General features: G+C 52.7%; 24 protein-coding genes and 3 pseudogenes. 9 read left to right on the top strand and 18 right to left on the bottom strand.

Going from position 1 to position 24,409, the window contains the following annotated elements; all coding sequences use genetic code 11:
• The 7 genes from MJ257_RS02760 to MJ257_RS02730 form a co-directional block, all read right to left on the bottom strand.
• A complete protein-coding gene (locus MJ257_RS02760; RefSeq protein WP_240267797.1) occupies positions 1-1,020 on the bottom strand; it encodes a PHP domain-containing protein in 1,020 nt (339 codons plus the stop codon).
• 19 nt (positions 1,021-1,039) lie between these two features.
• On the bottom strand, positions 1,040-1,876 hold the full coding sequence (locus MJ257_RS02755) for an alkaline phosphatase family protein (RefSeq protein ID WP_240267796.1): 837 nt from the start codon (positions 1,874-1,876) through the stop codon (positions 1,040-1,042).
• A 14-nt stretch (positions 1,877-1,890) separates the two neighbouring features.
• Positions 1,891-2,679: a DeoR/GlpR family DNA-binding transcription regulator gene (locus MJ257_RS02750; protein ID WP_240267795.1), complete on the bottom strand. Its 789-nt coding sequence runs from the start codon at positions 2,677-2,679 to the stop codon at positions 1,891-1,893.
• 6 nt (positions 2,680-2,685) lie between these two features.
• The gene (locus MJ257_RS02745) at positions 2,686-3,729 is read right to left on the bottom strand and encodes an ABC transporter ATP-binding protein (RefSeq protein WP_240267794.1); all 1,044 of its coding nucleotides are present in this window, start codon (positions 3,727-3,729) and stop codon (positions 2,686-2,688) included.
• Positions 3,726-4,535 (bottom strand): ABC transporter permease, encoded by an 810-nt coding sequence (locus MJ257_RS02740; RefSeq protein WP_240267793.1) that lies wholly within the window; start codon positions 4,533-4,535, stop codon positions 3,726-3,728. Before MJ257_RS02740 ends, MJ257_RS02745 begins: the two co-directional genes overlap by 4 nt.
• A complete protein-coding gene (locus tag MJ257_RS02735) occupies positions 4,535-5,455 on the bottom strand; it encodes an ABC transporter permease (protein WP_240267792.1) in 921 nt (306 codons plus the stop codon). The genes MJ257_RS02740 and MJ257_RS02735 overlap by 1 nt, the downstream gene beginning before the upstream one ends.
• 96 nt (positions 5,456-5,551) lie before the next feature.
• Positions 5,552-6,679, bottom strand: coding sequence for an ABC transporter substrate-binding protein (locus tag MJ257_RS02730; RefSeq protein WP_240267791.1), 1,128 nt, complete (start codon positions 6,677-6,679; stop codon positions 5,552-5,554).
• A 294-nt stretch (positions 6,680-6,973) separates the two neighbouring features.
• Here MJ257_RS02730 and MJ257_RS02725 point away from each other — a divergent pair, with 294 nt between their 5' ends.
• Entirely contained in the window at positions 6,974-7,897 is a 924-nt protein-coding gene (locus MJ257_RS02725; protein ID WP_240267790.1) for a LysR family transcriptional regulator, read from the top strand.
• A gap of 16 nt (positions 7,898-7,913) precedes the next feature.
• Here MJ257_RS02725 and urtE read toward each other — a convergent pair whose 3' ends face one another.
• The 5 genes from urtE to MJ257_RS02700 all read right to left on the bottom strand — a co-directional run bounded on the left by urtE (position 7,914) and on the right by MJ257_RS02700 (position 12,596).
• Entirely contained in the window at positions 7,914-8,612 is a 699-nt protein-coding gene (gene urtE, locus MJ257_RS02720) for an urea ABC transporter ATP-binding subunit UrtE (protein ID WP_240267789.1), read from the bottom strand.
• Entirely contained in the window at positions 8,605-9,348 is a 744-nt protein-coding gene (gene urtD, locus MJ257_RS02715) for an urea ABC transporter ATP-binding protein UrtD (protein WP_240267788.1), read from the bottom strand. The genes urtE and urtD overlap by 8 nt, the downstream gene beginning before the upstream one ends.
• 5 nt (positions 9,349-9,353) lie before the next feature.
• Positions 9,354-10,424 carry an urea ABC transporter permease subunit UrtC gene (urtC, locus tag MJ257_RS02710; protein ID WP_240267787.1) on the bottom strand — a complete coding sequence of 357 codons (1,071 nt, stop codon included), beginning with the start codon at positions 10,422-10,424 and terminating at the stop codon, positions 9,354-9,356.
• A 5-nt stretch (positions 10,425-10,429) separates the two neighbouring features.
• A complete protein-coding gene (urtB, locus tag MJ257_RS02705) occupies positions 10,430-11,287 on the bottom strand; it encodes an urea ABC transporter permease subunit UrtB (RefSeq protein ID WP_240267786.1) in 858 nt (285 codons plus the stop codon).
• 91 nt (positions 11,288-11,378) lie between these two features.
• Positions 11,379-12,596 carry a transporter substrate-binding domain-containing protein gene (locus MJ257_RS02700; RefSeq protein WP_240267785.1) on the bottom strand — a complete coding sequence of 406 codons (1,218 nt, stop codon included), beginning with the start codon at positions 12,594-12,596 and terminating at the stop codon, positions 11,379-11,381.
• 415 nt (positions 12,597-13,011) lie between these two features.
• Here MJ257_RS02700 and MJ257_RS02695 point away from each other — a divergent pair, with 415 nt between their 5' ends.
• The 4 genes from MJ257_RS02695 (at position 13,012) to MJ257_RS02680 (ending at position 15,841) form a co-directional block, all read left to right on the top strand.
• Positions 13,012-13,197, top strand: a complete 186-nt coding sequence (locus MJ257_RS02695) for a hypothetical protein (protein ID WP_240267784.1) — start codon at positions 13,012-13,014, stop codon at positions 13,195-13,197.
• Positions 13,190-14,605, top strand: coding sequence for an amidase (locus MJ257_RS02690; protein WP_240267783.1), 1,416 nt, complete (start codon positions 13,190-13,192; stop codon positions 14,603-14,605). The genes MJ257_RS02695 and MJ257_RS02690 overlap by 8 nt, the downstream gene beginning before the upstream one ends.
• A gap of 169 nt (positions 14,606-14,774) precedes the next feature.
• On the top strand, positions 14,775-15,182 hold the full coding sequence (locus tag MJ257_RS02685; RefSeq protein ID WP_240267782.1) for a CidA/LrgA family protein: 408 nt from the start codon (positions 14,775-14,777) through the stop codon (positions 15,180-15,182).
• The gene (locus MJ257_RS02680; protein ID WP_240267781.1) at positions 15,152-15,841 is read left to right on the top strand and encodes an LrgB family protein; all 690 of its coding nucleotides are present in this window, start codon (positions 15,152-15,154) and stop codon (positions 15,839-15,841) included. Before MJ257_RS02685 ends, MJ257_RS02680 begins: the two co-directional genes overlap by 31 nt.
• A gap of 307 nt (positions 15,842-16,148) precedes the next feature.
• Here MJ257_RS02680 and MJ257_RS02675 read toward each other — a convergent pair whose 3' ends face one another.
• Positions 16,149-17,051, bottom strand: a complete 903-nt coding sequence (locus MJ257_RS02675; protein ID WP_240267780.1) for a VanZ family protein — start codon at positions 17,049-17,051, stop codon at positions 16,149-16,151.
• A gap of 251 nt (positions 17,052-17,302) precedes the next feature.
• Entirely contained in the window at positions 17,303-17,821 is a 519-nt protein-coding gene (locus tag MJ257_RS02670) for an SRPBCC domain-containing protein (protein WP_240267779.1), read from the bottom strand.
• Between the two features lie 186 nt (positions 17,822-18,007).
• Here MJ257_RS02670 and MJ257_RS02665 point away from each other — a divergent pair, with 186 nt between their 5' ends.
• On the top strand, positions 18,008-19,306 hold the full coding sequence (locus tag MJ257_RS02665) for an arsenic transporter (RefSeq protein WP_275693642.1): 1,299 nt from the start codon (positions 18,008-18,010) through the stop codon (positions 19,304-19,306).
• Between the two features lie 157 nt (positions 19,307-19,463).
• Here the strand turns inward: MJ257_RS02665 and MJ257_RS02660 are convergent, their stop codons facing one another.
• The 3 genes and pseudogenes from MJ257_RS02660 to MJ257_RS02650 form a co-directional block, all read right to left on the bottom strand.
• Positions 19,464-19,748, bottom strand: coding sequence for a DUF6809 family protein (locus MJ257_RS02660; RefSeq protein ID WP_240267778.1), 285 nt, complete (start codon positions 19,746-19,748; stop codon positions 19,464-19,466).
• A gap of 548 nt (positions 19,749-20,296) precedes the next feature.
• Positions 20,297-20,587: pseudogene (cas2, locus tag MJ257_RS02655) on the bottom strand (CRISPR-associated endonuclease Cas2).
• A gap of 10 nt (positions 20,588-20,597) precedes the next feature.
• Positions 20,598-20,790 (bottom strand): annotated as a pseudogene (locus MJ257_RS02650) (subtype I-C CRISPR-associated endonuclease Cas1); the annotation flags it as partial.
• A gap of 304 nt (positions 20,791-21,094) precedes the next feature.
• Here MJ257_RS02650 and MJ257_RS02645 point away from each other — a divergent pair.
• Positions 21,095-21,643: a hypothetical protein gene (locus MJ257_RS02645; protein WP_240267777.1), complete on the top strand. Its 549-nt coding sequence runs from the start codon at positions 21,095-21,097 to the stop codon at positions 21,641-21,643.
• Between the two features lie 13 nt (positions 21,644-21,656).
• Positions 21,657-21,832: pseudogene (locus MJ257_RS02640) on the top strand (class B sortase); the annotation flags it as partial.
• 48 nt (positions 21,833-21,880) lie between these two features.
• Here MJ257_RS02640 and MJ257_RS02635 read toward each other — a convergent pair.
• On the bottom strand, positions 21,881-22,717 hold the full coding sequence (locus MJ257_RS02635; RefSeq protein WP_240267776.1) for a YitT family protein: 837 nt from the start codon (positions 22,715-22,717) through the stop codon (positions 21,881-21,883).
• A 256-nt stretch (positions 22,718-22,973) separates the two neighbouring features.
• Here MJ257_RS02635 and MJ257_RS02630 point away from each other — a divergent pair, with 256 nt between their 5' ends.
• On the top strand, positions 22,974-24,311 hold the full coding sequence (locus MJ257_RS02630; RefSeq protein ID WP_240267775.1) for an ABC transporter substrate-binding protein: 1,338 nt from the start codon (positions 22,974-22,976) through the stop codon (positions 24,309-24,311).
• The last annotated feature ends 98 nt before the right edge of the window (positions 24,312-24,409 follow it).

The raw sequence follows: 24,409 nt of genomic DNA, 5'->3' as shown, positions 1-24,409 counted from the left end.
TTACTTGGCGGCCGCGCGATTCGCGAAGATCGGCACCATCCGCCGCTTCCCGTCCCGGAACACCGCCAGCTCCTTGTACCCGAGCTTGATCGCATCGGCCAAAGCCGTGTCAAGCAGGGTGCCGATATCGTCCGGGAAGTGGGCGTCCGAGGATAACGTCAGCGGAACCCCGTAATGGGCCAATACGGACAGGAACAATGGACTCGGGCAGCTCTCGGCAATGGGATAGCGGTACGCGAGGCCGGTATTGATCTCCGTGGCGACGCCGCTTCGCGCCATATCTTTGGCGATGCTCCGGTAGTACGGCAGCAGCTTCTTCTCATTGGCCGGCCGGAAGCCAAACACCTTCAGGTTATCCGGATGGGCGATAATCTGGAACAACCCCGAGACGCTGGCTTGACGCAGCAATTCGTAATAATCCGCGTAGGTTTGTACGGGATCCCGGCCGTCGAAGCCGGTTTTCGCCTCCGGATTGTCGAACCCCCAGCCATCCAGGAAATGCACCGAGCCGATCACGTAATCCCAATCGTAGCCTGTCAGGATATCGCGGAGCTCCGCTTCGCACCCGGGGAAGAAATCCGCTTCGATGCCGAGAGCCAAATCCGGCCGCGTCTTCTTGGCCTCCGTAACGAAGCCGACGAAATCGTCGATCGAAGCTACGCAAACCTGGTCCAGCCAGGTCCGCTGCAGCTTGCCAACCCGGCTGTCGTCCAGCAGCATATGCTTCTCGTAGTACGGACGGCACTCCCGGAACCGATACAAATGATCGACGACGCCAAACTCCTGGATGCCCCGTTCACGCCCCCGGGTCAGGTAACGGTCCAACCATTCCTCGCTATATGCTCCCTGCTCCATACGCCGGGACAACAGCTTATTCATTTCTTCGGCATACTCGATCGTATGATGCCCCAGCGCCGGATCCGGTCCCGGATCGGTCGCAGCCAACCCTTGCAAAGTACGCGATAGCCAGCGCAAGGAATACGGGCCTTCTTCCAGATGAAAATGCATGTCAACCTTCACCCGCAAACTCCCTCCTTCTCTATTCCCATTTCACCATGGCCTCGGAAGGCTTGATCCCAAGATAATGGCACATCAGCGGGGCCAGAAAGAGCTGGGACAGGCCTTGATCGCCCTGAAGCGGCGTTGACGGGATCGGTAACTCGCCAAAAACATACAGCGGAACGTTCCGCTCCTCCGGCTCGGTGCCTCCATGCTGGCCCATCGCATTCATGCCGTGATCGGACGTAACGATGATTTCGTACCCTTGCGATCTCCAAAGCGGCACCAGCGTAGCCAGCATCCCGTCCGCCGCGCGGACGGCGCCTTCGTACTGCTTGCTCTCCCCGCCGTGCTTATGCCCCATATCGTCGATGTTCATCGAATGGATATAGAGAAAATGCGGATCGTACGCCGTGCGCAAATGTTCCGCATCGAGGAACAGGTGGCTGTCCGGATAGTGGTCCTCGAAATAAAAGATTCCGTGTTGAATCGGCTGGCTCACCTCATGCTGATGCCGGTCGGTCACCGGGTTAAACGGCGCCCGGTTGTACAGTTCGCCGACCCAATGGTACGCGGCGGCGGCCGTTCTTAATCCAGCGGCTACGGCAAGATGGAACACGCTTTGCTCCCGGCTCAGCCGCGCGATGTGATTGGCCGTAATGCCGTTTCTGGCCACCGGCGTACCGGTCAGCAACACCTCATAGAGCGGGCGCGACAGGCTCGGAAGCTGCGACTGCACTTGATAGCAGGCCGCCTCTCCCTGCTCCACGAGATGCTCCATATACCCGAGATACTTGCGGGCGGCATCATATCTTAACCCGTCAAGTACAACGACGACGAGCTTCTTGGCTTCTGCTTCTGCTTCTGCTGATGACATTCGTTTCTCCCCCTTTAATTGGTCGCTTCAATCCATTGGATGCGATGGCTGCGAAGCGCTTGCAGCCATTCCTTCGGCGCGGCGGCGTCGCTGACGATCGCGTGAACCTTGCCGAGCGGCGCGATCTCCACGAACGCTTCCTTGCCCAGCTTGGAGGCGTCGGCCAGCACGATCGTGCGGGAGGCCGCCTCGATCATCCGGCGCGACATGCCCGTTTCGTCGACGTCATAGTCGCTGATTCCCCGTTCCAAGGACATCCCTCCGATGGAGATAAACGCCTTGTCGACCCGGAATTGCGACAGGATGCTTTCGCCGATCGTCCCCGACATGGACTGCTGCTCCGGATTCAATTCCCCGCCCACCACGAAAATCTTCCCGGAAAACCTTCCTCCGTTCAGCGACTCCATTAAGTGATAGGCCACGGCCAGCGAGTTCGTCAGGATCGTGAGCCGCTCCCGGCCCGCAATCGCCTTGGCCATCTCCAGCGTCGTCGTGCCGATATCGATGGCGATCGTATCGCCGGATTCGATCAGTTCGGCGGCAGCGCGTCCGATCCGCTCCTTTTCCTCGGCTTTGACCTTCTGGCGTTGCAAATACGGCGGTTCGTAGCTGGTCAGCTTGGTCAGGACCGCGCCGCCGTACACTCTTTTGGCCAAGCCTTCTTTCTCCAGCAGGATCAGGTCGCGGCGGACGGTCTCCTCCGATACGGTAAACCGATGCGATAGATCGGGAACCTTCACCTGTCCTTCCTGCTTCAACTGCTCCATGATGACCCGTTTGCGTTCCTCGGATGAAATCGACAACTTGCTTTATGCCCCTTCCTTCTCCAGTTGCAGCAACTGCGCAAGATCGAAAGCCAGAGCGACCTTGCGGTTCTCCTCCAATCGCCGGGAACGCCCGTCGTTCAGCGCATCCACCGTCAGGCGGATCCCGGCAGCATCGATGGCGTAACGGATGACGTTGCCGAGGATCGACGCCGAATGCACGGTCCCCTCCACGATGGATTTGCCCGCATGGGCCGGGTCAGCCTCTTGATCCTGTCCGGCAAGCGAGAGCGCCTCCGGCCGGATGGCATAGCTCTCCCCATCGCCAGGGACCGTGCCGAACAGCCGCAGCGCCTCGGCCCGCGTCAACACGTTGTAGCTGCCCATGAACCGGGCGACGAACTCCGTGGATGGCTTGGCATACAACTCCTCCGGCGTCCCTTGCTGTACGATATTCCCCTGATTCATCAAACAGACCCGATCGGATAAGGTTAACGCTTCTTCCTGATCGTGCGTAACGAAGATCGTGGTCATGTTGAATTGCTTCTGGATTTCGCGGATTTCCGTACGCAGATTTTTGCGGATCTTCGCATCGAGCGCGCTCAGCGGCTCATCCAGCAGCAGCACCTTCGGGCGGACGGCGAGAGAACGGGCGAGCGCCACCCGCTGCTGTTGTCCCCCCGACAGTTGTGCGGGATAAGCGTCCCGCTTGTCGGCCAAATCGATGAGCTCCAGCAGTTCGCCGGATCTCTGACGGCGGGTTTCTTTAGCCGCCCCTCGCATCCGCATGCCGTATTCGATATTTTCGCGGACCGTCAAATTCGGGAACAAGGCGTACGATTGGAACACCATGCCGATCTCCCGGCTGCGGGGAGGCAGATTGACGATATCCTTGTCGTCGAGCCAGATCTGCCCCTCGTCGATCTCCGTCAGGCCGGCGATGCAGCGCAGCAGCGTGCTTTTTCCGCAACCCGAAGGACCTAGCAGCGTGACCAGCTCCCCTTCGCGGATATCCAAATTCACTTGGTTCAATACCGTCGTCGTTCCGAACTGCTTGCGGATTCCCTCCAGCTTCAGATATGGCTTCATTCCGAAATCCCCCTGTTCACTTTTTTGCCGAGTTTCATTAAGATCATGGACAACGCCAGGATAAACAAGAAATACGAAATCGCGATCGCGCTGGCCAAATGCCCGCTTTCGTTCATCCGCCGGGACAGATACACCTGGATGGTCTGAATGTGTCCCCCCACCAGCATGTTCGTCATGACAAATTCGCCAAAAAGGACGGAAAAAGACAGCAGCGTCGACGTCACCACGCCCGGCCAGATGTTCGGCAAAATCACGCTCACGAACGCCCGCATGCGGCCGGCGCCCAGCACCTCCGCAGCATTCAGCAGCTCCGGCGCCGATACGGTCAACAGGCTGTTGCGGATGCCCTGATACATGTAAGGCAGGACGATGATGAAATAGGCGCCGATCAAAATGTAGGCGGTCCCCGAAATGTTCATCGGGCCGAAGGAATACGCGCGGATCAGCCCGACCGCGGCGACGACGCCCGGCACGGCATAAGGGAGCACGACGATCCCTTTCATGAAGCTCTCCAGCCGGGGCAAATAGACCGTAATGATGAACACGGCCGGCAGCATGACGGCCAGGCTTAGCACGATGCTGATCGCGCAAAGGTACAGCGATTTCCACAACGCGTCCAGAAAACGCGCATCCTGAAACATCCCGCCGAACCATTCCAGCGTCCAGCTTTCCGGCAAGATCGTGGCTTGCCATTCCTCCGCGAACGCGTAAATCATCGTCGCCAGCAGGGGAAGGAGCAAGTAAACCATCATCAGCAGCATCAGGGAACGCGGAGCCCAGCCCGCCTTCTTGCTTGGCGTCTGCATCACAATTCCTCCTTCAGCGCAGGCGACTTCAGCTTCGGCCATTTCCGCCGGCTGCGGACCTTCCGCTCCGCCGAACCGGGTTGGAACCGGTGCAAACGCTGGGTCATCTTATGGTTCAGGTACACCGCCAGCAGCGTCGACAGGCCTAGAATGACCGCCAGCGCATTCCCCAGCTGCGGCTCGGTCACGACGTCGCCCGAGACCAAGTTCCCGATCCGCACGGCGAGCAAGTTGAAATTGCTGCCGACGAGGGCGTAAGCCGTCGCGTAAGCGCCCATCGCATTGGCGAATAAGATCCCAAGCGTGCCGAACACGGCCGGCATCAGTACCGGAATCCCGATCGTTCTCCAAAACTGCCAATGGCTCGCGCCCAGCAGGGACGCCGCTTCCTTCCACTGCTCCCGAATCCCGTAAAACGAAGGGTACAGCAGCAATAAAGCCAGGGGAACCTGAAAATACACATACACCAGGACCAGCCCCGACCAGCTATATAAGTTGAAACCGGCGAACACGTCCCAGCCCCACTGCTTAAAGAGCAAGGTAAAAACCCCGTTGCTGCCCAGCAGGATAATGTACGCGAAGGCGAGCGGCACGCCGGCGAAATTCGAAGTCATATTGGACACCATGATCAGACGGTCTCTCATCCTCGGCGCGAACCGTGTCACGGAATAGGCGCACGCCAATCCGACGACGATCCCGATCACGCTCGAGAAGACCGATATCAACAAACTGTTCTGAATGGCTTTAAGATAATAATCGCTTTGAAAAATTCGGGCGTAATACCCGAACGTCATACCGGCGCCGTCCTCCGGGCGGACGCTTCCCGTTACCATCGACACGATCGGCACCAGCTGGAACAGGGCAACCATGACGACGAAAGGAAGCAGCCCAAGCAAATACCAGCGATTTTTCCGTTTCACGCCACACCCTCCTTATTGGAAAAAAGGGGCGCCCTCCGTCCAAGACGTCTGACGCACCGCTTCAAATGGTTGAACTCGGACTCGTGATTCGCCCGATTAGTTCATATGAACAAGCACGCGTTCCTGCCACAGCTGCGGCAGCTTCTTCGTCGTTTCTTCCCAAGCCTTGTAGTCGCCGACCGGCTTCACGTTGGCATACGCTTCGGCGGGCAGCAGCTTGGAGGCAACCTCCTCGGGAAGCTGCACGCTTTCGCGGATCGGACGGGCATAACCCTTCGCCAGGTTGATTTGGCCGGCATCGCTCAAGATGTACTCGCGCGCCAGCTTGGCGGCATGCGGATGCGGCGCGTATTTGTTGATGATCGTGGCGTAGCCGCTGACCACGCTGCCTTCCTTCGGAATCGCCACGTTAAACTTCTCCGCGCCACCCAATTGATCGCGGTAGTTCAGGGCATTGAAGTCCCAGAACAGGGTCACTTGCACTTCGCCTTTCTCGATGTTCGCCAGCGAAGCTTCCGCACTGGACAAGCGGCCTTTTTTCGCCAAATCCTCAAAGTATGCGATCCCCGGCTCGATGTTCGTTTCGTCCCCGCCGTAAGCGATGGCGGCGGCCAAGACGGCCATTTGCGCTTGCGCGGCTTTGGTCACGTCGCCGACGATGATTTTATAGTCGCCGTTCTTCAGATCTTCCCAGCTTTGCGGCGGCTGTTTGACCAGGTCCGTGTTCGTAAAGAACGCGATGGAACCTTGGTAGCCTACGACCCAGTGGCCGTCCTTGTCCTTGGCCCAATCCGGAATTTCGTCCCAGTACGAGGTTTTGAACGGTTGGGTTACGCCCTTATCCACCGCGACCGGGCCAAACGCGATGCCCACGTCGCCGATGTCCGCGGTCGGCTTGTCCTTCTCCGCCTCGAATTTGGCGATTTCATCGGCGCTCGACATATCCGTGTCCGTGTGATCCAGCGAATACTTCGTTTTCAGATCCGCCCAGGTATCTTTCCAGTTCGCCCACGTATCCGGCATGCCGACGCTCACGACGGAACCTTCCTCTTTCGCCTTCGCTTCCAGATCGGCCAGCGAGAGCTCCTCGGCCTGCGCCGCCTGGCTCGTGTCCGTTGCGGCCGCGTTGCCGCCGCTACCTCCCGCACCACAAGCCGCAAGCATCAATACAAACAAGGATAAAACCAGACCCAGCGTGAATTGCTTCTTTAACCCGAATTTCATGGTTTCCATGCACTCCCTGTGGATTATTGTGGGTTCGCTATGTATTTCTGTTGATTTCGACCCAAGTAGAGTATAGGTTTTGACTGTTTGCGCTGGATTAATGGAAATGGCGAAGTTTATTAAAATCATAGGTATATGAACATTGTCGATTCTCTAAGGTAAAAAAGCCCGGTAGGCTTCCGCCTCCGGGTTGCATATTTATTTAATTCTGGATTCTTTATCGCTTTATTTCATTGAAGATAAATCTTTCTGTTTGCTATAATAGTACAAACCATCGCTCAGGAGGCTTCTCTAATGGATATTGAAGGATTGATGTCGTTTCTGGCTGTTGCCCGCGAAAAAAGCATCTCGAAAGCCGCATTATCCCTTCATATGACTCAACCAGCGCTCAGCAACCGATTGCGTAAAATGGAAGACGGCCTTGGCTTTGCGCTGCTGGAACGAAATTGGGATGGCGTCAGGCTGACCAAGCAGGGGTACTACTTTCTCCCGTACGCCATTCAGCTCGTTCAGGATCTACATGACGCCGCAGCCGTACTGTCATTCGCGCCAGGAGAGCGTATGCTCTCCTTTGAAGAAGTAATAAACCGATCAGATCAACTTCTCATTGGCATCGACAACTGGCTGGCCCCTCGGTTGGCCCAGCCAATTATCGCCGCTTTCCACCGCACATTCCCCCAATTGAAATATCGCATCATTACGCGCTCGACGCCAGCCCTCGTCGATCTGGTATATCACCACGGCCTGCATGTCGGTATTCATTTCCATAACGAGGCAAGACCCGGTCTGCTATCGGTTCCGATTATCCGTGATGGCATCATCCTAATCTACCATCCGGACAGCGCAGGGGAAGAAATCCGCCCGGATTTAAGCAATCTAGACCTCGTGAAGCATTTACCCTTCCTTCTGTTCGATAATCCCACCTTAGTGGCACACCGGCATATTACGTCCAGTATTTTTGAGACTTATGGCATCGAGTACCTGTATGCAGTCGACGATCTATATACCTCTGCAGCACTTATTTCCGAGGGATTAGCCTACACGATGCTGCCCAAATCGTGCGGCTTGGTGTTTGAGCAATTCGATACGGCCGCAAAGTTGAAAATCGTCGATCTTTCCGGTTTTGCCCCCACCGATATTCGCATGTTATATTCTCCTGACCATCCCTTCATTGAGGAGATAGAGTGCCTACGCCATACGTTAACCGCGATAGAGTAAGGATTCGTATCTCTCATTAAATGGTTAAATAGCGTTTAATTTCATCCTTGTCCGTATCCAGCGTGCTTCCGGAAGCCACGATTCGTCCTTTCTCCATCACGAAATACCGCGAGGCGATCCGAAATGCAAATTCCATATTTTGTTCGACGATAAAAATCGATAGTTTTTTGTCCTCATTTACCCGGTTTAAAATTTCCGAAATTTCGTGCACGACGTTCGGCTGGATCCCCTCGGAAGGCTCATCGAGCAACAGAATGCGGGGACGGGACATCAACGCGCGCCCAATGGCCAATTGCTGCTGTTGACCGCCCGATAATACCCCACCTTTACGTTTCAAGTGCTCCCGCAATGCCGGAAAATAGGTCAACACCTCCTCCATCAACGTATCCGTCTCTTTAGGGTGATGGGCTAACGCGCCCAGTTCTAGGTTCTCCTTGACGGTTAACATCGGAATGATTTCTCGGCCTTGCGGAACATACGCAACCCCCTCGTGGGACCGCCGGTACGGCTTCATCCCGGAGATCTCCTGGCCGTTCAGCCGAATGCTTCCCGTTCTAGCAGGAAGTTGCCCAACCAAGCTTTTGAGCAGCGTTGTTTTGCCTACGCCGTTACGACCGAGCAAGCAGACCTTGTCCTGGCGCTCTACGTCCATGGAAACTCCTTCTACGATTTTGGTTTTGCCATACGATACCGATAAATCCGCTACGTTAAGCATGGGCACCCCCCTTTAAATAAACCTCTTGCACCCGTTCATCGTTTTCGATCTCCTCCAGCGTTCCTTCCGCCAACAGCCTCCCCTGATGAAGAACAGTCACCACGCGGGCAATTTGTCGCACGAACGCCATATCGTGCTCGATGACCAGAATCGAACGTCCTCGGAACAAGGTTTCGATCAGTTCACCGGTTTTATAGGTTTCGTCTGCCGTCATACCGGTCGTCGGTTCGTCTAGTACAATGAGCTGTGGATCCTGGGCCAACAGCATTCCCAATTCCAGCCATTGCTTCTCGCCGTGGGATAAGTTCGCCGCCAATCCATTCGCTTTATGCCGCAAATTCACCTTGCCCAAAATATCGTCGATCCGCTCGCGAATCTCCTTCGTCTTTTTGAAGAATAACGCTTTAAACACCGGATGATACCCTTGAATGGCAACTTCAATATTCTCCGTAACGGTCATGTTATCGAACAGATGCGGACCCTGGAATTTCCGCCCAACGCCTAGTTTGGCGATATGATGCGTGTCCATACCGGTGATGTCGACCTCCCGAAACAGGATGCGACCCGCCGTGGGTTTCGTCTTCCCTGTTATCAGATCCATAAAGGTCGTTTTACCAGCTCCGTTGGGGCCAAGAATGACCCGGATTTCACCTTCTCGCAGGGAAAATTGCAAATCCGTAATCGCTTGAAACCCGTTAAAACTGACGGACAATTCGGAGGTTTCCAAGATGTTCATGCCCATCACTCCCTTATCTGGTTTGGTATGGCCGGCACCTTCGTATCCGGGACAACCTCTTCCTTGGGCTTAAACCAGCGGCCCGCCGCGTCCTTGAGAGTACCGTAAATGCCGTTCGGAAAGAATAACACGACGAGAATAATCACAATACCAAGGAATAACTGCCACTGATCCGGGTATTGCTCCGATAGCTTGTTGGACAAAACATTGATCAGTAATGTACCTATCGCTGCGCCGACAATTGTGCCGCGGCCGCCAATCGCAAGCCATACAATAATCATGGTCGACATGCTCAGGCCAACGTCCTGCGGCGAGAAGAATCCGACCATCGGGACATACAGCATGCCCGCCAAACCGGATAGAAATCCGGAAACGATATAGATAAAGATTTTATAGTTAGCAACGTTATAGCTAAAGAAAGAGATACGCCCCTCGTTTTCCCGAATCGATTTGACAATTTTCCCGAAGTGAGAGCGTGTCAGCCAATAGCTGAACAAATAAACGAGTACAGTCACGAACAGTACCAGGTAAAAGTAGGGAACCAAATCCATTGGCTTCCCGTTAATCGGGAATCGAGGCAATCCCATGAGCCCATTGAAGCCTCCGGTATACTTCTGATTATTGATGGCAATCATCTCCATCAATTTGGCCAACGCCAGCGTGATGAGGGAGAAATATACGCCGCTTACCCTGCTCTTGAAGATGAAATAGCCAACAATCCCGGCGACAGCGGCCGGAAGCAGTACACCGATGCCGAGGGCAGCCGGAATGCTCTGCAGCGGCTTAAGAAATCCCGGGATTTCCTGAATATCGAACCGGGACATAAAGCCCGGAACACCGTCCTGAATCGAATACGATAAGGCGAGCACATAACCCCCTAATCCGAAGAAAACGGCATGCCCTAGGCTTAACAGCCCGGCGTAACCCCAAACGAGATCCAGGGCAATGGCAAAAATAATAAAGACGACGAACTTCCCCATCAACTCTATGCCAAATGCCGACGAAAACATGGGGGTCAATGCCAAGTAAATGAGCAGCAATACGCTGACCGCGTGTCCCGACACCCATTTCTTCATCTCGTTCACCTGCTTTCCATTTTGATAAGGCCTTCCGGCTTAAATCGGATCAGTACGATCACGATCAAGAACACAATAATTTTCGCTCCGGTCTCGCCGCCGAAGTAGGTCAACAACTGGCTAGCTTCACCCATGATGAACGAACCCGCGATCGTTCCTGCCAACGAACCGACGCCGCCTAAGACGATGGTCATAAAGGAATCGATCATATAATCGACCCCCATGGTCGGAGCTACGTTACGCAACGGAGCGAGCACCGCGCCTGCCACGCCGGTGAGTCCAGCTCCCCAGGCAAAGGTAAGCAAGTCGATTCTCGTCGTGTTGATCCCCAAGCATTCGCTCATTTGCCGGTTCTGGGAGACGGTCCTTACCAGCATGCCGAATTTGGTTTTATACAGTATCAAGGCGGTTATGCCTAGCAGCGCCAAAGCAAACACGATGATAAACAGCCGCAGGTACGGGATGACGATCCCCCCTATTTCCAGTGTGCCGGAGATCGGACTTTCGATCGGTTGATTTGTCGCGCCGAACACCAGCCTGACCATCTGCTGCAGCACGATCGAGATACCAAACGTCGCGAGCAGCGTTTCCATAGGCCTTCCGTACAACCTGCGAATCACCAGCATTTCCATCAACGCCCCGATTAGCGCCGTCACCACAAAAGCAGAGATTACTGCCACTACAAACGGAAGATGCAACTGAGTGTTTATGACATACGTGGTATATGCACCAACCATAATCAATTCCCCGTGGGCTAGGTTGATGATTTTCATAACACCAAACGTGATCGCAAGCCCCAGCGTCATTAACAGCACCGTTCCGGTCACGCTGAAACCATCAGCAATTTGTTGTGCGATGTTCATAGCTTTCCTCCTTTATAGAAGAAGAGGGGAGTCGCCTCCCCTATCTTCCGGCTGGCGTGATGATGCCGCTAACCTCGCCGACTTACTTGGCTTATTGGTTCCAAGGCTCCTCATGATCCGGGAAAATCAGTTTTGACCACGGTTCAGGACTAATCGGCTCGAAGGTTTCAACGATGTCGAATTGCGCTTGATCATTGGCGATCCCAATGTAAGCATTCAGCTTCGTATGATGATTCTTGGCATCCACCTGAATCTTCCCTTGCGGCGCCTCGAGCTCCAACTCGGCAAAATTCGCGATGAGCTGCTTCGTATTCGAATAATCCTCTGTCTTCGCCAACGCCTCTTTCAGCAGATAAACCGAATAATAAGCGGATTCCATTTGTGTGTTCACCGGCTCATCACCATATTTTTTCTGGTAACTTTCGATAAAGCTCTTATTCTCGGGCGTGTCGACGGTTTGAAAATACGGTTGCACGGTGATATGCCCTTTGGCCGCCTCGCCTCCCATCGCAGCTAAATCCGATTCCGTCGGCGTCGTGCTGGCAATCACAATATCCTCGGACGTCAATCCGTAATTGGCAAATTGTTTATAGAATGCAGATACACTCTCCGCGACTAAAGTTGAGAACACGATATCCGGTTTAGCCTCTTTGATCTTGTTGATCAACGAGGCGAATTCGGCCTGACCCATTGGCACATATTCTTCGCCAACCACGGAACCTCCGTTCATTTCAAGCAATGCCTTAACCTGCTTATTCGTTTCTACCGGAAATACGTAGTCCGAACCGATCATGAAGAATTTCTTTCCTTCGTTCTCCAACAGCCACGGAACAAACATTTGCAACCCTTGGTTCGGAACAGGTCCGGTGTAAATGATGTTATCGGAATACTCCTCACCTTCGTATTGCATCGGGTATACCAGCAACCCGTCGTTTTGTTCGACAATCGGCAATACAGCTTGCCGGCTTGCTGAAGTATAAGCTCCAATAATGGCCGCTACCTGATCTTGCATTAACAGCTTCTTCGCCTTCGTGGCTGCCATGGACGGGTCGGATGCATAATCCTCTTGAATCGGAACCAGCTTCTTTCCATTGACGCCGCCATCGGCATTGATCTCATCGATCGCTAGCAGCGTTGCGTTCGCCATACTTTGTTCGCCTAAAGCCGTTTGACCGCTCGTGGAAAACAACACGCCGACCTTTATGCCATCCTCACTGCCAACACTGCCTCCAGAGTTTCCGCAGCCCGTTAACGCAAGTGTCAAAACCAGCCCTGCCGCCAAAACGGACATCCAGCTTCTTTTTCTCATCACGCATCCCCTACCCTTTATCCAGTGTATGTGATTCTCACGCCAATTCTCTCGTTACTTTAATGTTAGAATATATAACATTTTGAGGCGTGTTTTATATCAAAAACTATAGCATACAATGTGGATCCGTAAGGTATATCAACTTTTTATACCCTCATTTTAGGTGATTAGGTCAACCGAGCTTATACGGATACGTTTGCCAAATCCCCCGCCAATAAAGGATTTATTATGTCATTGCAGTAAGAAATCACTGTGAATCGTTTGTGTATGTTAGGTTTGTGTAACATATATCATTTTGTTATATCTCAAACATCTTTTTGTCTGATAAAATGGCATTCAATATCCCGATTCGACCAAATATGTAATGTTATCTAACATTGAATTCCGGGATAAACCTGTGAAGGAGGAAGTGGGAATGGAACAATATGTTCAAACTTTGCTGATATCGAACGAAATCGAGTTGCCCCAACAGGATATTCCGATTTTGGTTGACAGAATGGCCGATTTCGTCCAACTGAGAGAAGAAGCGGAGACAGAGTGGCTGGACATTCAAAACATGCAATTATTTCTAATTCCGGTAGGAGGGGAGAATCATGAGTGAAGCATTGATGCGTCAATCCGTTTCGCAACTCGCTCCGCTGATCAAACAGAAGCAACTGTCCCCCGTCGAACTAACCACAGCGTTGCTGGATCGCGTAGAACAATTGAATCCCCACGTCAATGCATATATTCATGTTGATGCGGAATCGGCCATAGAGCAAGCCAAACAAGCTGAAGCCGACATTGCGGGCGGCGGATACCGCGGTCCTTTGCACGGAATTCCGCTGGCGCTTAAGGATATCTTCTTCATGAAGGACAAAGTATCGACCATGGGTTCAAAAATCCATAAGGATTTTATCGGGGGGTATGACGCTACCGTCATCTCTAAACTCAAAAACGCAGGAGCGGTATTGACGGGCACTCTGAACATGCATGAATACGCCTGGGGAGGGACCACGAACAACGACCACTTCGGCGCCTGCCGCAACCCCTGGGATTTGGAGCGGATTCCCGGGGGCTCCAGCGGCGGTTCAGGCGCAGCCGTCGCCGCCGACATGTCCTTCGCTTCCCTGGGTACAGACACGGCGGGTTCCATCCGTATTCCCGCATCGATCTGCGGTATCGTCGGCTTGAAGCCTACTCACGGGCGTGTCAGCAAGCACGGTTGCTTCCCGCTCTCCTGGTCACTCGATCACATCGGACCGATGACCAAAACCGTATCGGATGCTGCTATTCTGCTGCAAGTTATTGCCGGCTACGATGCGGAGGATCCGACGACGTTGAAGGTGCCTGTCCCGCAATATTCCGACTTCCTTACGGAGGATATTCGCGGGCTGGTCGTCGGGGTCGAGGAGGACTACTTCTTCCACAATATCGATCCGGACGTGGCAGCGGCAGTTCGTCAAGGCATCGAAACGCTGCGGGCTCTCGGCGCAGTGATCAAACCCGTATCGATTCCGACGCTCAAGCATACACTGTTTGCCGAATTAGCCACGGTATTAGGCGAGTCGGGGGCGATTCATCACCACAATATGAAAACTCGGCCTATGGATTTCGGCGAAAACGTCCGGCATTCCCTTGGGTTAGCCCATTTACCAACCGCCGTGGACTTTGTGATGGCCCAACAAATTCGTCGCAAATTATCCCTCGAGTTTGAGACTGCCTTAGAGCAATGCGACGTAATCGTCGCACCAACGCTGCCGATCACAGCCAGCAAAGTCGGCGAGAGTTTCGCAAGCTTGAACGGAACCCAGGCCAACGTTGATAACGAGCTTATTCGACTCACGCCACCCGCCAATTTGACAGGTCTGCCCAGCCTGTCTGTCCCATCCGGGTTCAAAGACGGACTGCCGGTCGGCATGCAGATCATGGGGAAGCCCTTCGATGAAGGGACCTTACTTAAAGTGGGCTATGCTTTTGAACAAGCTACCCAGTTCCCGGCGAAGAAGCCAGCCCTAGCGCTAACCTAAGTCAAGTTCAAAACAAGCCGGCCAGACAAGATGATCATCTTGCCCGACCGGCTTGTTTCCACATATTTGTTGCTTTTCACCCTTGTAAGTGTGCTCCGGAAGGGATAAGATTACTTTGACATTTTTCGGCAGCAAGGAGGCGCAATGAAGGGATCCCTCTTCATCAACTATGAAAGTCATCAAGTTCTTCTTACAGATTGCCCTGCTCACGGGGTTTTATGGTGCGGGGTTGTTGCTTCAGACGGTAAGCAAGGCACCGATTCCCGGGAGCATCTTCGGCCTTGTGCTATTGTTCCTGGCTCTTAAACTGAGGATTGTTCCTGCGAAGTGGATGGAACAAGGGGCCGGGTTTATGCAGAAGTTCATCCCTTTATTCCTGGTACCGGCCACGGTTGGCGTCATGGACTATTTCCAGGTGTTCACTGCGGGCGGACAATGGCTGATTCTGATCGTTGTGCTCAGCACCCTTTTAACCATGATATTGGCAGGGTTGACTACGCAATGGGTAGCCCAACGGACCCCGAAACCGAAAGAGGAGGCGGCCCCATGCGTGAAATCTTTCACGAAGCAGGCATAGTGCTGGGCGTTGTCCTTTTGTACCTCCTGATGAGCGGGCTGTACCGCAAGTTGAAGTGGGCCGTTCTCGTTCCGGTCCTGACCTGTTCCACGCTCGTGATCGGCTTGTTGCTAACGACGGGGAACTCCTACGGAGATTTCATGAGAGGCGGACGTTGGCTGCAGTATGGTCTGGGCCCCGCCGTCGTAGCGCTCGCCTACCCGATGTACAAAGAACTCAACGCATTGCTAAAAGAATGGAGAGCGGTCCTCGCGGGCACGATCGTCGGCATTGCGGCCGGGATGATCAGCGGCATCGGGTTTGCCCTATGGGCAGGGTACCCACGTGAGCTCATCCTGTCGATCTTGCCCAAATCGATTACCACGCCGGTGGCGATGGAAATCTCCAGCAGCTTGGGCGGCAACGCCTCCATTACCTCTGCGCTGGTGATGATCGCGGGGCTTACGGGAGTGATCCTAGGTCCTATCGTCTTCAAATGCTTTGGCATCACCAATGACAACGGACGGGGCATTGGCTTTGGGGCCGCCTCCCACGCCCTCGGAACGGGCAAAGCCGCGGAGTTTGGACCTACCGTCGTTTCGACCAGCACGGTAGCCCTGACCTTTAGCGCCGTGTTCGGCTCCGTGTTGGCGCCGTTGGTCGCCTGGCTTCTGTTGTGAGAGGGGAATAAGAGGACGCGCCTTGTGAATTGTAACCTGCTCCCTCTGCGGTTTCTGCGCATGCAAAATAAGGCCCTTTTGGGGCCTTATTTGCGTTGATTGGGTCCATGTCCCGAAAATAAGGGACTTTTATGCCCTTATCAATCCGGGCGACCTGCCAAAACCGCCCCTTCCGGCCCATTTAGCCAAAATAAGGCCAAAAAAGTCCGCTATTTCAAGCCAAACTCCGAGTTTGCAGCGAATAAGGCCCTTTTTTTTACCCTTATTCCCGCGCGCGCCCACTATCCATGAAACACTCCCGCACGCCTTATTCAACCACGCTAACCAGCACCGCTTCGGCCACTTGCCGATCATCGCTGGAGAACCAGACTTTAACCGGGGGAGCCATATCCCTCGTTTCCAACAAAGAAACGACTTCGGGATTTGTTGCCTCCTGATAGTCGCTGATCACGGTATGTTTATGGGAACGGATATGGCTGATGAAGAATTTCGTAGCGTCCGTGATCGGGATCCGGACCTCCTGCCCCTCCGCTTCTGTTGGCTCCGACGTTTGTCTATGCATCGGATTCACATGCACCGTCAATTCTTGTGCCCCTACGGCAATCAAATTCCCAAACACGTCGGCCCGGACTTCGTCCCATCCCGCCATCACCTCTTTGTTCTCGTCGACAAATCCAACCCTTGCATTGGAAAAAGGCAAAAGGCTGTCATATCCCAGCATCTTGGCGGAAGCGCCTACGGCAAAGCCAACCACCAAGAAGAGGGCGATCAAAGCCGTCAGAAGGCGATTGGTTGTGGCCGTTTTTTTGCGGAACCAACGATAAATCCCGATACCGATGACCCCACCCAAAGTATTCAATAGAATATCATCGATATCGCTGCTGCCCAAGGCCAGGACATATTGGATGATTTCAAGCAGGAGCGAAGCGATCAGCAACCAAAGCGATTGCATGCGAAATGACTTTCCGTTCCCGATCTGGGCCGCCAAGATCCCCAAGGGCACAAAAATCGCGATATTCCCCCCTACATTAATGAACGCCCTCCCTATCCCAATGTCCCGGCTTGTAAAAAACTCCGCGATCGTATAGAAAGGAATCCAATTGATGCTTCTTATCGACCGCACTCCGGCGTGGTAGAAGATCGCCGAAAACGGAACCGTCTTAAACAAAATCACCTGAAGCGTAAATAAACCAGATGCGAAATATAGCAAGTAAAAAAGAGTCAGCAGCCATCGGCTGGTCCTGGCTTGGCTGGATATGACGCTCCTTCTGCGATCGAACGGGGAATCCATACTGTAGACACACCTTCCTTGGTTCCTTGATTGGGTCACCTCCCACAAGGAGGTTCCGATATATCGGAATTACGTTTGGAGGGATCCATTAGTTAGCGTCTCTACGGCTTCTTAGGCAAAAGAAAACAGCCGCCGGCACTTCAAGCCGACAGCTGCTCTTGCGTTCTAGCTTATTTCACTTCGTTCAAGCGCTCTTCCAGGCGATCCCACGTTTCGGTAATACCTTGCAGCATGCCCATATCCATAACGGTTTTGAGGGAATCCGAGGAGACGTATTCCCCGCGGCTGACCAGCTTCGTTTGTCCGCCGCCCAAATCAATGAACTCCATCTTAACTACGGTGGCTGGCAACGAATCGTTTACGTTCCCCTCGGCATCCGAGAAGTAATCGGTATAAACGAAACCGTCCGGTTCGTCAATTTCCTTGTATACGGCTTTGCCCCAGGATTCCGTTCCGTAAAAATCCCCCATCTGCGGGTCCATGCATTTCATGCAGTAATGCCAAACGCCGCCAGGCCGGAAATCGACGGTGCACACCGTAACCTCAAATCCCCTTGGCCCCCACCAGTGTTTCAAATGCTCCGCCTCCTTAAACATGGAGAACACCAGCTCTTTCGGCGCGTTGAACACCCGTTCCAGTACCAGTATCGTTTCATTTTCCACGCGGTGAACCATCGTTTGATTCGACATCGACAAATCCTCCTCATTGGGATTAGAGATTTAGGTTTTATGAGAACAATATACACCATTCTGAATATTCCTGTAAAGGAATATTTGAAATCTATGTACAAAAAAAGAAAGCAGTGAGACAATGATTAACGGCTCGCATACAGAGCTCAGAAAGATAGAGAGCGTTTGGGGGAAGAAGAGAAACCGATGGAATTTGACATCTTGGCGGCATCGCTGATTTTTGTGATTACTTTAACTTTTGTTATATGGCAGCCGAAGGGGCTGAATATCGGGTGGTCCGCCTGCGGCGGCGCGGTGCTGGCCCTGCTGGCCGGCGTTGTCGGGTTCGGCGACGTGGGGGAAGTCGTGCAGATCACGTGGAACGCCACCTTAACGTTTATCGCGATCATTATCATTTCGCTGATCTTGGACGAGATCGGCTTGTTCGAATGGGCGGCGCTGCATATGGCCCGGGCCGCACGGAGCAGCGGCATTCGCATGTTCGTTTACGTCAGCTTGCTGGGGGCGGTCGTTTCGGCGTTTTTTGCCAATGATGGGGCGGCCTTGATCCTCACGCCGATCGTGCTGGCGATGGTCCGGCATTTGAATTTTGAGGAGAAAATGATCTTTCCGTTCATCATGGCGAGCGGATTTATCGCAGACACCACCTCGCTGCCGCTCGTCGTCAGCAACCTGGTGAACATCGTATCGGCGGATTATTTCGGGATTGGCTTCGCGCAATACGCCGCCCGGATGATTATACCGAATCTGTTCTCGCTCGCGGCGACGATTGCCGTGCTGCTGCTTTATTTTCGCAAAAGCATCCCTCGCGCCTATGACCCATCCAAGCTTAAAGCACCGGCCGAGGCCATTAAAGACCAGCGCTTATTCCGCTTGTCCTGGGTGGTGATGGGGATCCTGTTGGTCGGATATCTGGTCAGCGAGTTTCTCCACCTCCCGGTGTCCTTGCTCGCCGACGCGGTGGCCCTGATCTTCTGGGCCATCGCCCGCCGAAGCCAAGCGGTCGACACGAAGGCCGTCATGAAAGGCGCGCCGTGGAACATCGTCGTTTTCTCGATCGGGATGTACGTCGTCGTATACGGCCTTGGCAATGCCGGGCTGACCGATGTTTTGGCCGACCTCATCCAAGCGGCCGCGGACCATGGCCTATTCGTGTCCACGATGGCCATGGGCTATATTTCGGCGTTCCTGTCGTCGATCATGAACAACCTGCCGGCCGTCATGACCGGCGTGCTCGGCATCGCCGAAACCGCCACCTCCGGCACGATCCGCGAATCGTTGATCTACGCCAACGTCATCGGTGCCGACCTCGGCCCGAAGATTACGCCGATCGGCTCGCTCGCCACCCTCGTCTGGCTCCACGTCCTCGCCAAGAAGGGCGTCCGCATCTCTTGGGGGACGTACTTTAAAGTCGGCATCGTGCTGACGATCCCGATTTTGTTTGCGACGTTGTTGGGGTTGTGGGTGGTTTTGGTGGTGTTTTAGGGAGGGGCTGTGGTAGGAAAGTGAAGTTGCTGAGCTACTAATGGTAGCTTATGGGGTTGCGCTGGGGAAATGCTTGGGCTTTTCCCGAAGTTAGGTACGGGCATTGAGGTTTCCTATTGCGATGCCTTGCTATACTCGGCCGGTCGTTGCTTGGGGTTTATGCCCTCTCCGGCCCGCTCCCAATCAGAACTTCGATCATGAGTCCCGCCCCCAGCTTAAACCCATTCGTAAACACCTCGGTCATTTCCATTCCTTGAATCTTCTGTTGTAAATCGATTAGAGTCTCCAATTCGGTGAAATCCTCGCCGGATAACTTCTCCCTCCAAGCAACCATTGCTTCGGATAGTTCTCTGCTTAATTGGCGGTATTGCGGGTCTTTGGGGACAACCTGCTCCTCGGGGAGAAGGTTGCCGTAATAGAGGGATTCGAGAAGGGATGGCATGGGATTCCTCCTTTTTACCACAAGCATAGCAGAATCAGAGGCAGTATGTGGTGGTACGTATTTACGTAATCACTTCTCCAATTTTTCGGCAGCCACACCCATTTCAATCTCATCGAACCTTTTTCAATCCCTCCCCTTCAAACCTCCATCAAATAACCTCCTGATTTCTTGTAAATGCCAGAAACATGCGATCTTCCGGTAGATAAATAACAATTTATATTGATACAATGATCTGCTTAATCTGGAAATCAAATACGAGATTTGGCCGCCATGTTTCATAATCTGGCCAAACCTATCTGAGTGTAACCGCGAATGGCCCCTTTTAACAGCATCAGCTCGATTTCAATCCACACACTCACAAGGAGTGCGACAGCGGGTCTTGTGAAGCCTTGAGCCGCAAGGCCTCACGTACCAAGAAGTGCGAACCTATTGTGTAAGTGCGAAATTTTACCGTTTATTTCAACCAGAATCTCAATAAACCTTATAATGGCGTGGGGTGCGAACCTCCCAGGGATTTCATGTGAACTTGGGGTTCGCACCATTAGCCATTAAAAGATTAAGGGGTCTTCTAAATCCAATGACGGTTTGGCACCCATATGCTCTACTTTGATCTTGTAGTTATTGCCCAGCCGATAAAACCGCAAGTTGTCTTTTTCTTGATCAATGAGTTGGGATAGTTCCAGTTTCAGAGCAGTGAACTGTGCTGTATCGATGATACATTCAAACACGGAGTTTTACACCCGCTGCCCGTAGTTCTGACATGCTTTTGCCACTTTCCGAAGCCGCGCGGCACCTCCCACACCTGATGTTTGAACATCATAAGTAATGAGTACAGGCATCCCGACTCACCTACTTCCATAAAAAATGGCGATTATTCATCTAAATCACCGCACAAAAATCGGGCCAAAAATAAGGCTTGAAAGTAAGGGACCCGCCCCCAAGGGATTTTTTCACCCAGATAGGGGTGTGTAATATTCTCTTACTTCTTGGTTTGCCATGCTTTCAGAAACATTTTGCGGGCCTCGTCCGTCATCAGCATAGCCCTTTGGATCACTTTGCTTTGTGTCAAGAAGGTAATGAAAAATATTACGACTAGCATAGAACCCAGTCCTATTCTACCGCAAAATTTGTCATTATTCACCAATACACGAGTGAAAAGCCTCAATAAAAAACTCAATAAAAAACTCAATAAAAAACTCAATAAGAAACTCAATAAGAAACAATCCCAACAAGCAAGATGCCTGCCGAGATTGCTGGTGGTTTACGTTTATCTTCGGTGTACACTTCTTCGGTTATAATAGTATAATTTAACCATACTTGGAACCGTCATGAATGGAGGGATTTATTTGACGCCAGTACTGAAAAAGAAATGGTTCCTTCAAGGATTGGCCCTCCTTCTGCTTTTCTCACTTTTGGCCCTGATTCACTTCTCTCAAAGGGATTCTTACAGCAAAATTTCCGATCTTCATATTCAACAGCTAAGTGAAAAGGAACACATTGAAATCCTCGATGTCGAAATGAAAAACGACCTAGACAAGCCCTTTGCCTATGTTTTTTACAAGCGGGGCGTGAAAGTAGGGGCATACTATCTAAGCGTCATTAATGATAAGTTGGTTTACGGCATGGACTTCATGCTTAACGAGGATGAGGACAAACCTGTCCAGGTTTTTGGAATTCGAACGGGATATCCTTATCTTATGATTCAAATCAATGATGATCACCTTCTCAAAGAGGGCGACCAGATTTATGCCACTTTCAATCAAAATAAATGGCATCGTTTAGACATAGATAGCTCTAAAAGGAACTATATCGTTTCCGGTGACTACGACGAGGCATCGGACGGAAGATCATCTGTTCAAATCTACAATGCTAAAAAAGAAATGATATTTGAGTGAGCTCCCCTCCGGGATTGTTGCCGTTATTCTGTCAAAAGTTTATCGCAAATCGGACGACGTTTTTAATACTACCAGATCGAGAAGGTTAGAACGCCCGCCGAGTTCGATTCCTATGTTCAGAACATCAAGAATCTCGCTCTTTACGACACGGGAGTAACAGCACGGTATGGCGACAAACTTGTTGTCTAAAGAGTAATGAATTGACCGTTGAGTAAGTTCCCCTCGATCCAACACCCCTCACTTCGAAATATCCAAAAACCCCTCCCCAAACACATCCCGCACGTCGTGAATCGTAAGGAACGCCGCTTGGTCGATGGAACGGACGATTTTCTTCAGGGTGGACACCTCTTGCTTGCTGATGACGATATAGAGAACCTCCTTCGGGTTCTTCGTATAGTAGCCATGGCCCGACAGGACGGTTACGCCGCGGTCCATTTGGGTGATGACCATCTCGGCGATGTCGTTTTGCTTCTCGGAGATGATCGTGACGGCTTTCTTGGGATTCAGCCCTTCGATCATGAAGTCCATCACTTTCGTGCCTACATATAAGATGACGATCGTCAGCATCAGCTTCTCCGCGCCAATGATGAAATAGGAGGAGAACGCCACGATCAGGTCGAAAAACAACAGCGCATAGCTGATATTCCAATCGAGATATTTATTGGCGATCCGGGCCAGGATGACGGTTCCCGCCGTCGTTCCGCCGACCCGCACGATCAGGCCGATGCCAACCCCCACGATCACGCCGGCGAACACCGCATTGATGGTCGGCTCGTGCGAATCGATTCTCCAGTTCTCGGTCAAATGCAGGAACAACGAGTTAAAAGCCACCGCAATCACCGTATAGATCGTCGTCTGCCGATCCAGAAATTTGTACCCGACAATCAGCAGCAACCCATTGATCCCAATATTGACCAGCGACGGCGACCACTGAAACAGGTAGTACAAAATGATCGTGACCCCCGTAACGCCCCCTTCGCCGAAGTCGTTCGGAATAATAAACAAATTGACGGCCAGCGCAAACAAAAAGGCCCCCACAATGATAATAACGATATCCGCGATTCTCTTTTTCATTCCAACTCTAATCCTCTCTCTGCCACATTTCTATCCTAACAACCAGAACATCGTAGCGATTCGGATTTGGAAAGTCAAGATGACTTTAACACTTTATTTCTCTAGTCCAATAGAACATTTCCCCTCCCCGCCTCCCGGCAAAATGCACAGGTTTGTTCCATATTCTCTGGTATTTTGTTACTTATGACGGTTTACCCGGTTTGTTATGCTGAGGATGCAAAGACAATAACGAGTTTGCTTAGGGAGGGTGTCAATCGTGAATAAGAAAAAACGCTGGATCGCCGGGGCTGCGGCGCTTGTACTGTTGACGGGCCTCTTGGCGGGTTGCGGGGGGAACGGCAACGGCTCTTCCGCCGCCAAGAATGAAAGCGCTAGCAACGGAGGCGCGGAGACGGCCAAAAGCCCGGTCAAGTTAACCATGTGGGGCGGCGTTCCGCCGGAGTCGGGGCCGCAGGAAGTGATCGACAACTGGAACAAAGAACATCCCGACGTTCAAATCGAATATGTCCGCTTCGTGAATGACGATGACGGCAATTTGAAGCTGGATACGGCGATGATTACCGGTCAAGACGTGGATTTGTTCGTCAACTACACGATTTCGCAAGCCTCCAAGCGCAAGGATTCGGGATTGGCCCTGGACCTGAGCCAATTCACGGATTACAACATCGACGAGAAAATGGGCGGGGACGCAGCCAGCTGGAAAATCGACGGCAAATACTACGGCGTGCCGACCACGAAAAGCCCTTTCTTCATCGCGATGAACAAGGAAGCCTTGGATGCGGCAGGTTTGCCGGTCCCCAAGGACTGGACCTGGGATGAATTGCGCGAATACGCCAAGAAGCTGAAGGGCAGCAACCAATACGGGTTCATTCAAAATATGGAGCCTTTCGTAGACCCGATCGACTCCGTGTTATCCCAAGAGGGTTACACCAAGGCGGACGGCACATCCAACCTGGACCATCCGCTCGTGACCAAATGGCTGGAAACGCTAAACACGATGATGAAGGAAGACAAAACGACGCCGCCGCTCGGCGAGCAACTCACGTCCAAAATGCCGGTCGAACAGGTATTCCTGAGCGGCGAAGTGCCGATGCTCAATATCGGCGCCTGGCTGCTGCGCAGCTCGAACAACTTCACGGATTTCCCGCGCGATTTCACCATCGCTTTCGCACCGGTACCGAGACTGGTGGACAGCGCCGATCAATACGTGACCCGCGGCGGGCTGGGCGACTATATTTCCATTAACGCCAAATCCAAACATCAGGCGGAAGCCTGGGAATTCCTGAAATGGTATTCGGACGGCGGCATGGCCCCGATGGCCGCAGGCGGAAGATTACCCGCCTCCAAGGACGCCAACCAAGACGACGCGTTGAACAGCTTGCTGGGCGACAAACGCGATACGTACGATCTCGACTCGTTGATGTATGTCATGTTCGACAACACGACGCCGACTTACGTGCGCAGCCTCCCGCAGGAAGTCATGGACCTGCGTGCCCAAGAATACGAGAAGTATTTCCTCGGTGCCCAAACGCTTGACCAGACGATCGAAGCCATGGTCGCCCGGCATAACACCTTTTTGAAACAAAACCAATAAACGCAGCCAGTTTCAAAATAAAGAGGAGGAACGTTGCCGCATCCTAAGGCGGCCTCCTCCTCTTTTGGTATTTTTCATAAGGACTAAGGAGGCAGGCA

Source organism: Paenibacillus timonensis, from assembly GCF_022427145.1.
GTDB lineage: Bacteria > Bacillota > Bacilli > Paenibacillales > Paenibacillaceae > Fontibacillus > Fontibacillus timonensis.
Note: the sequence above shows the minus strand (reverse complement) of the source record. Positions and strands in the feature narration are given on the sequence as shown.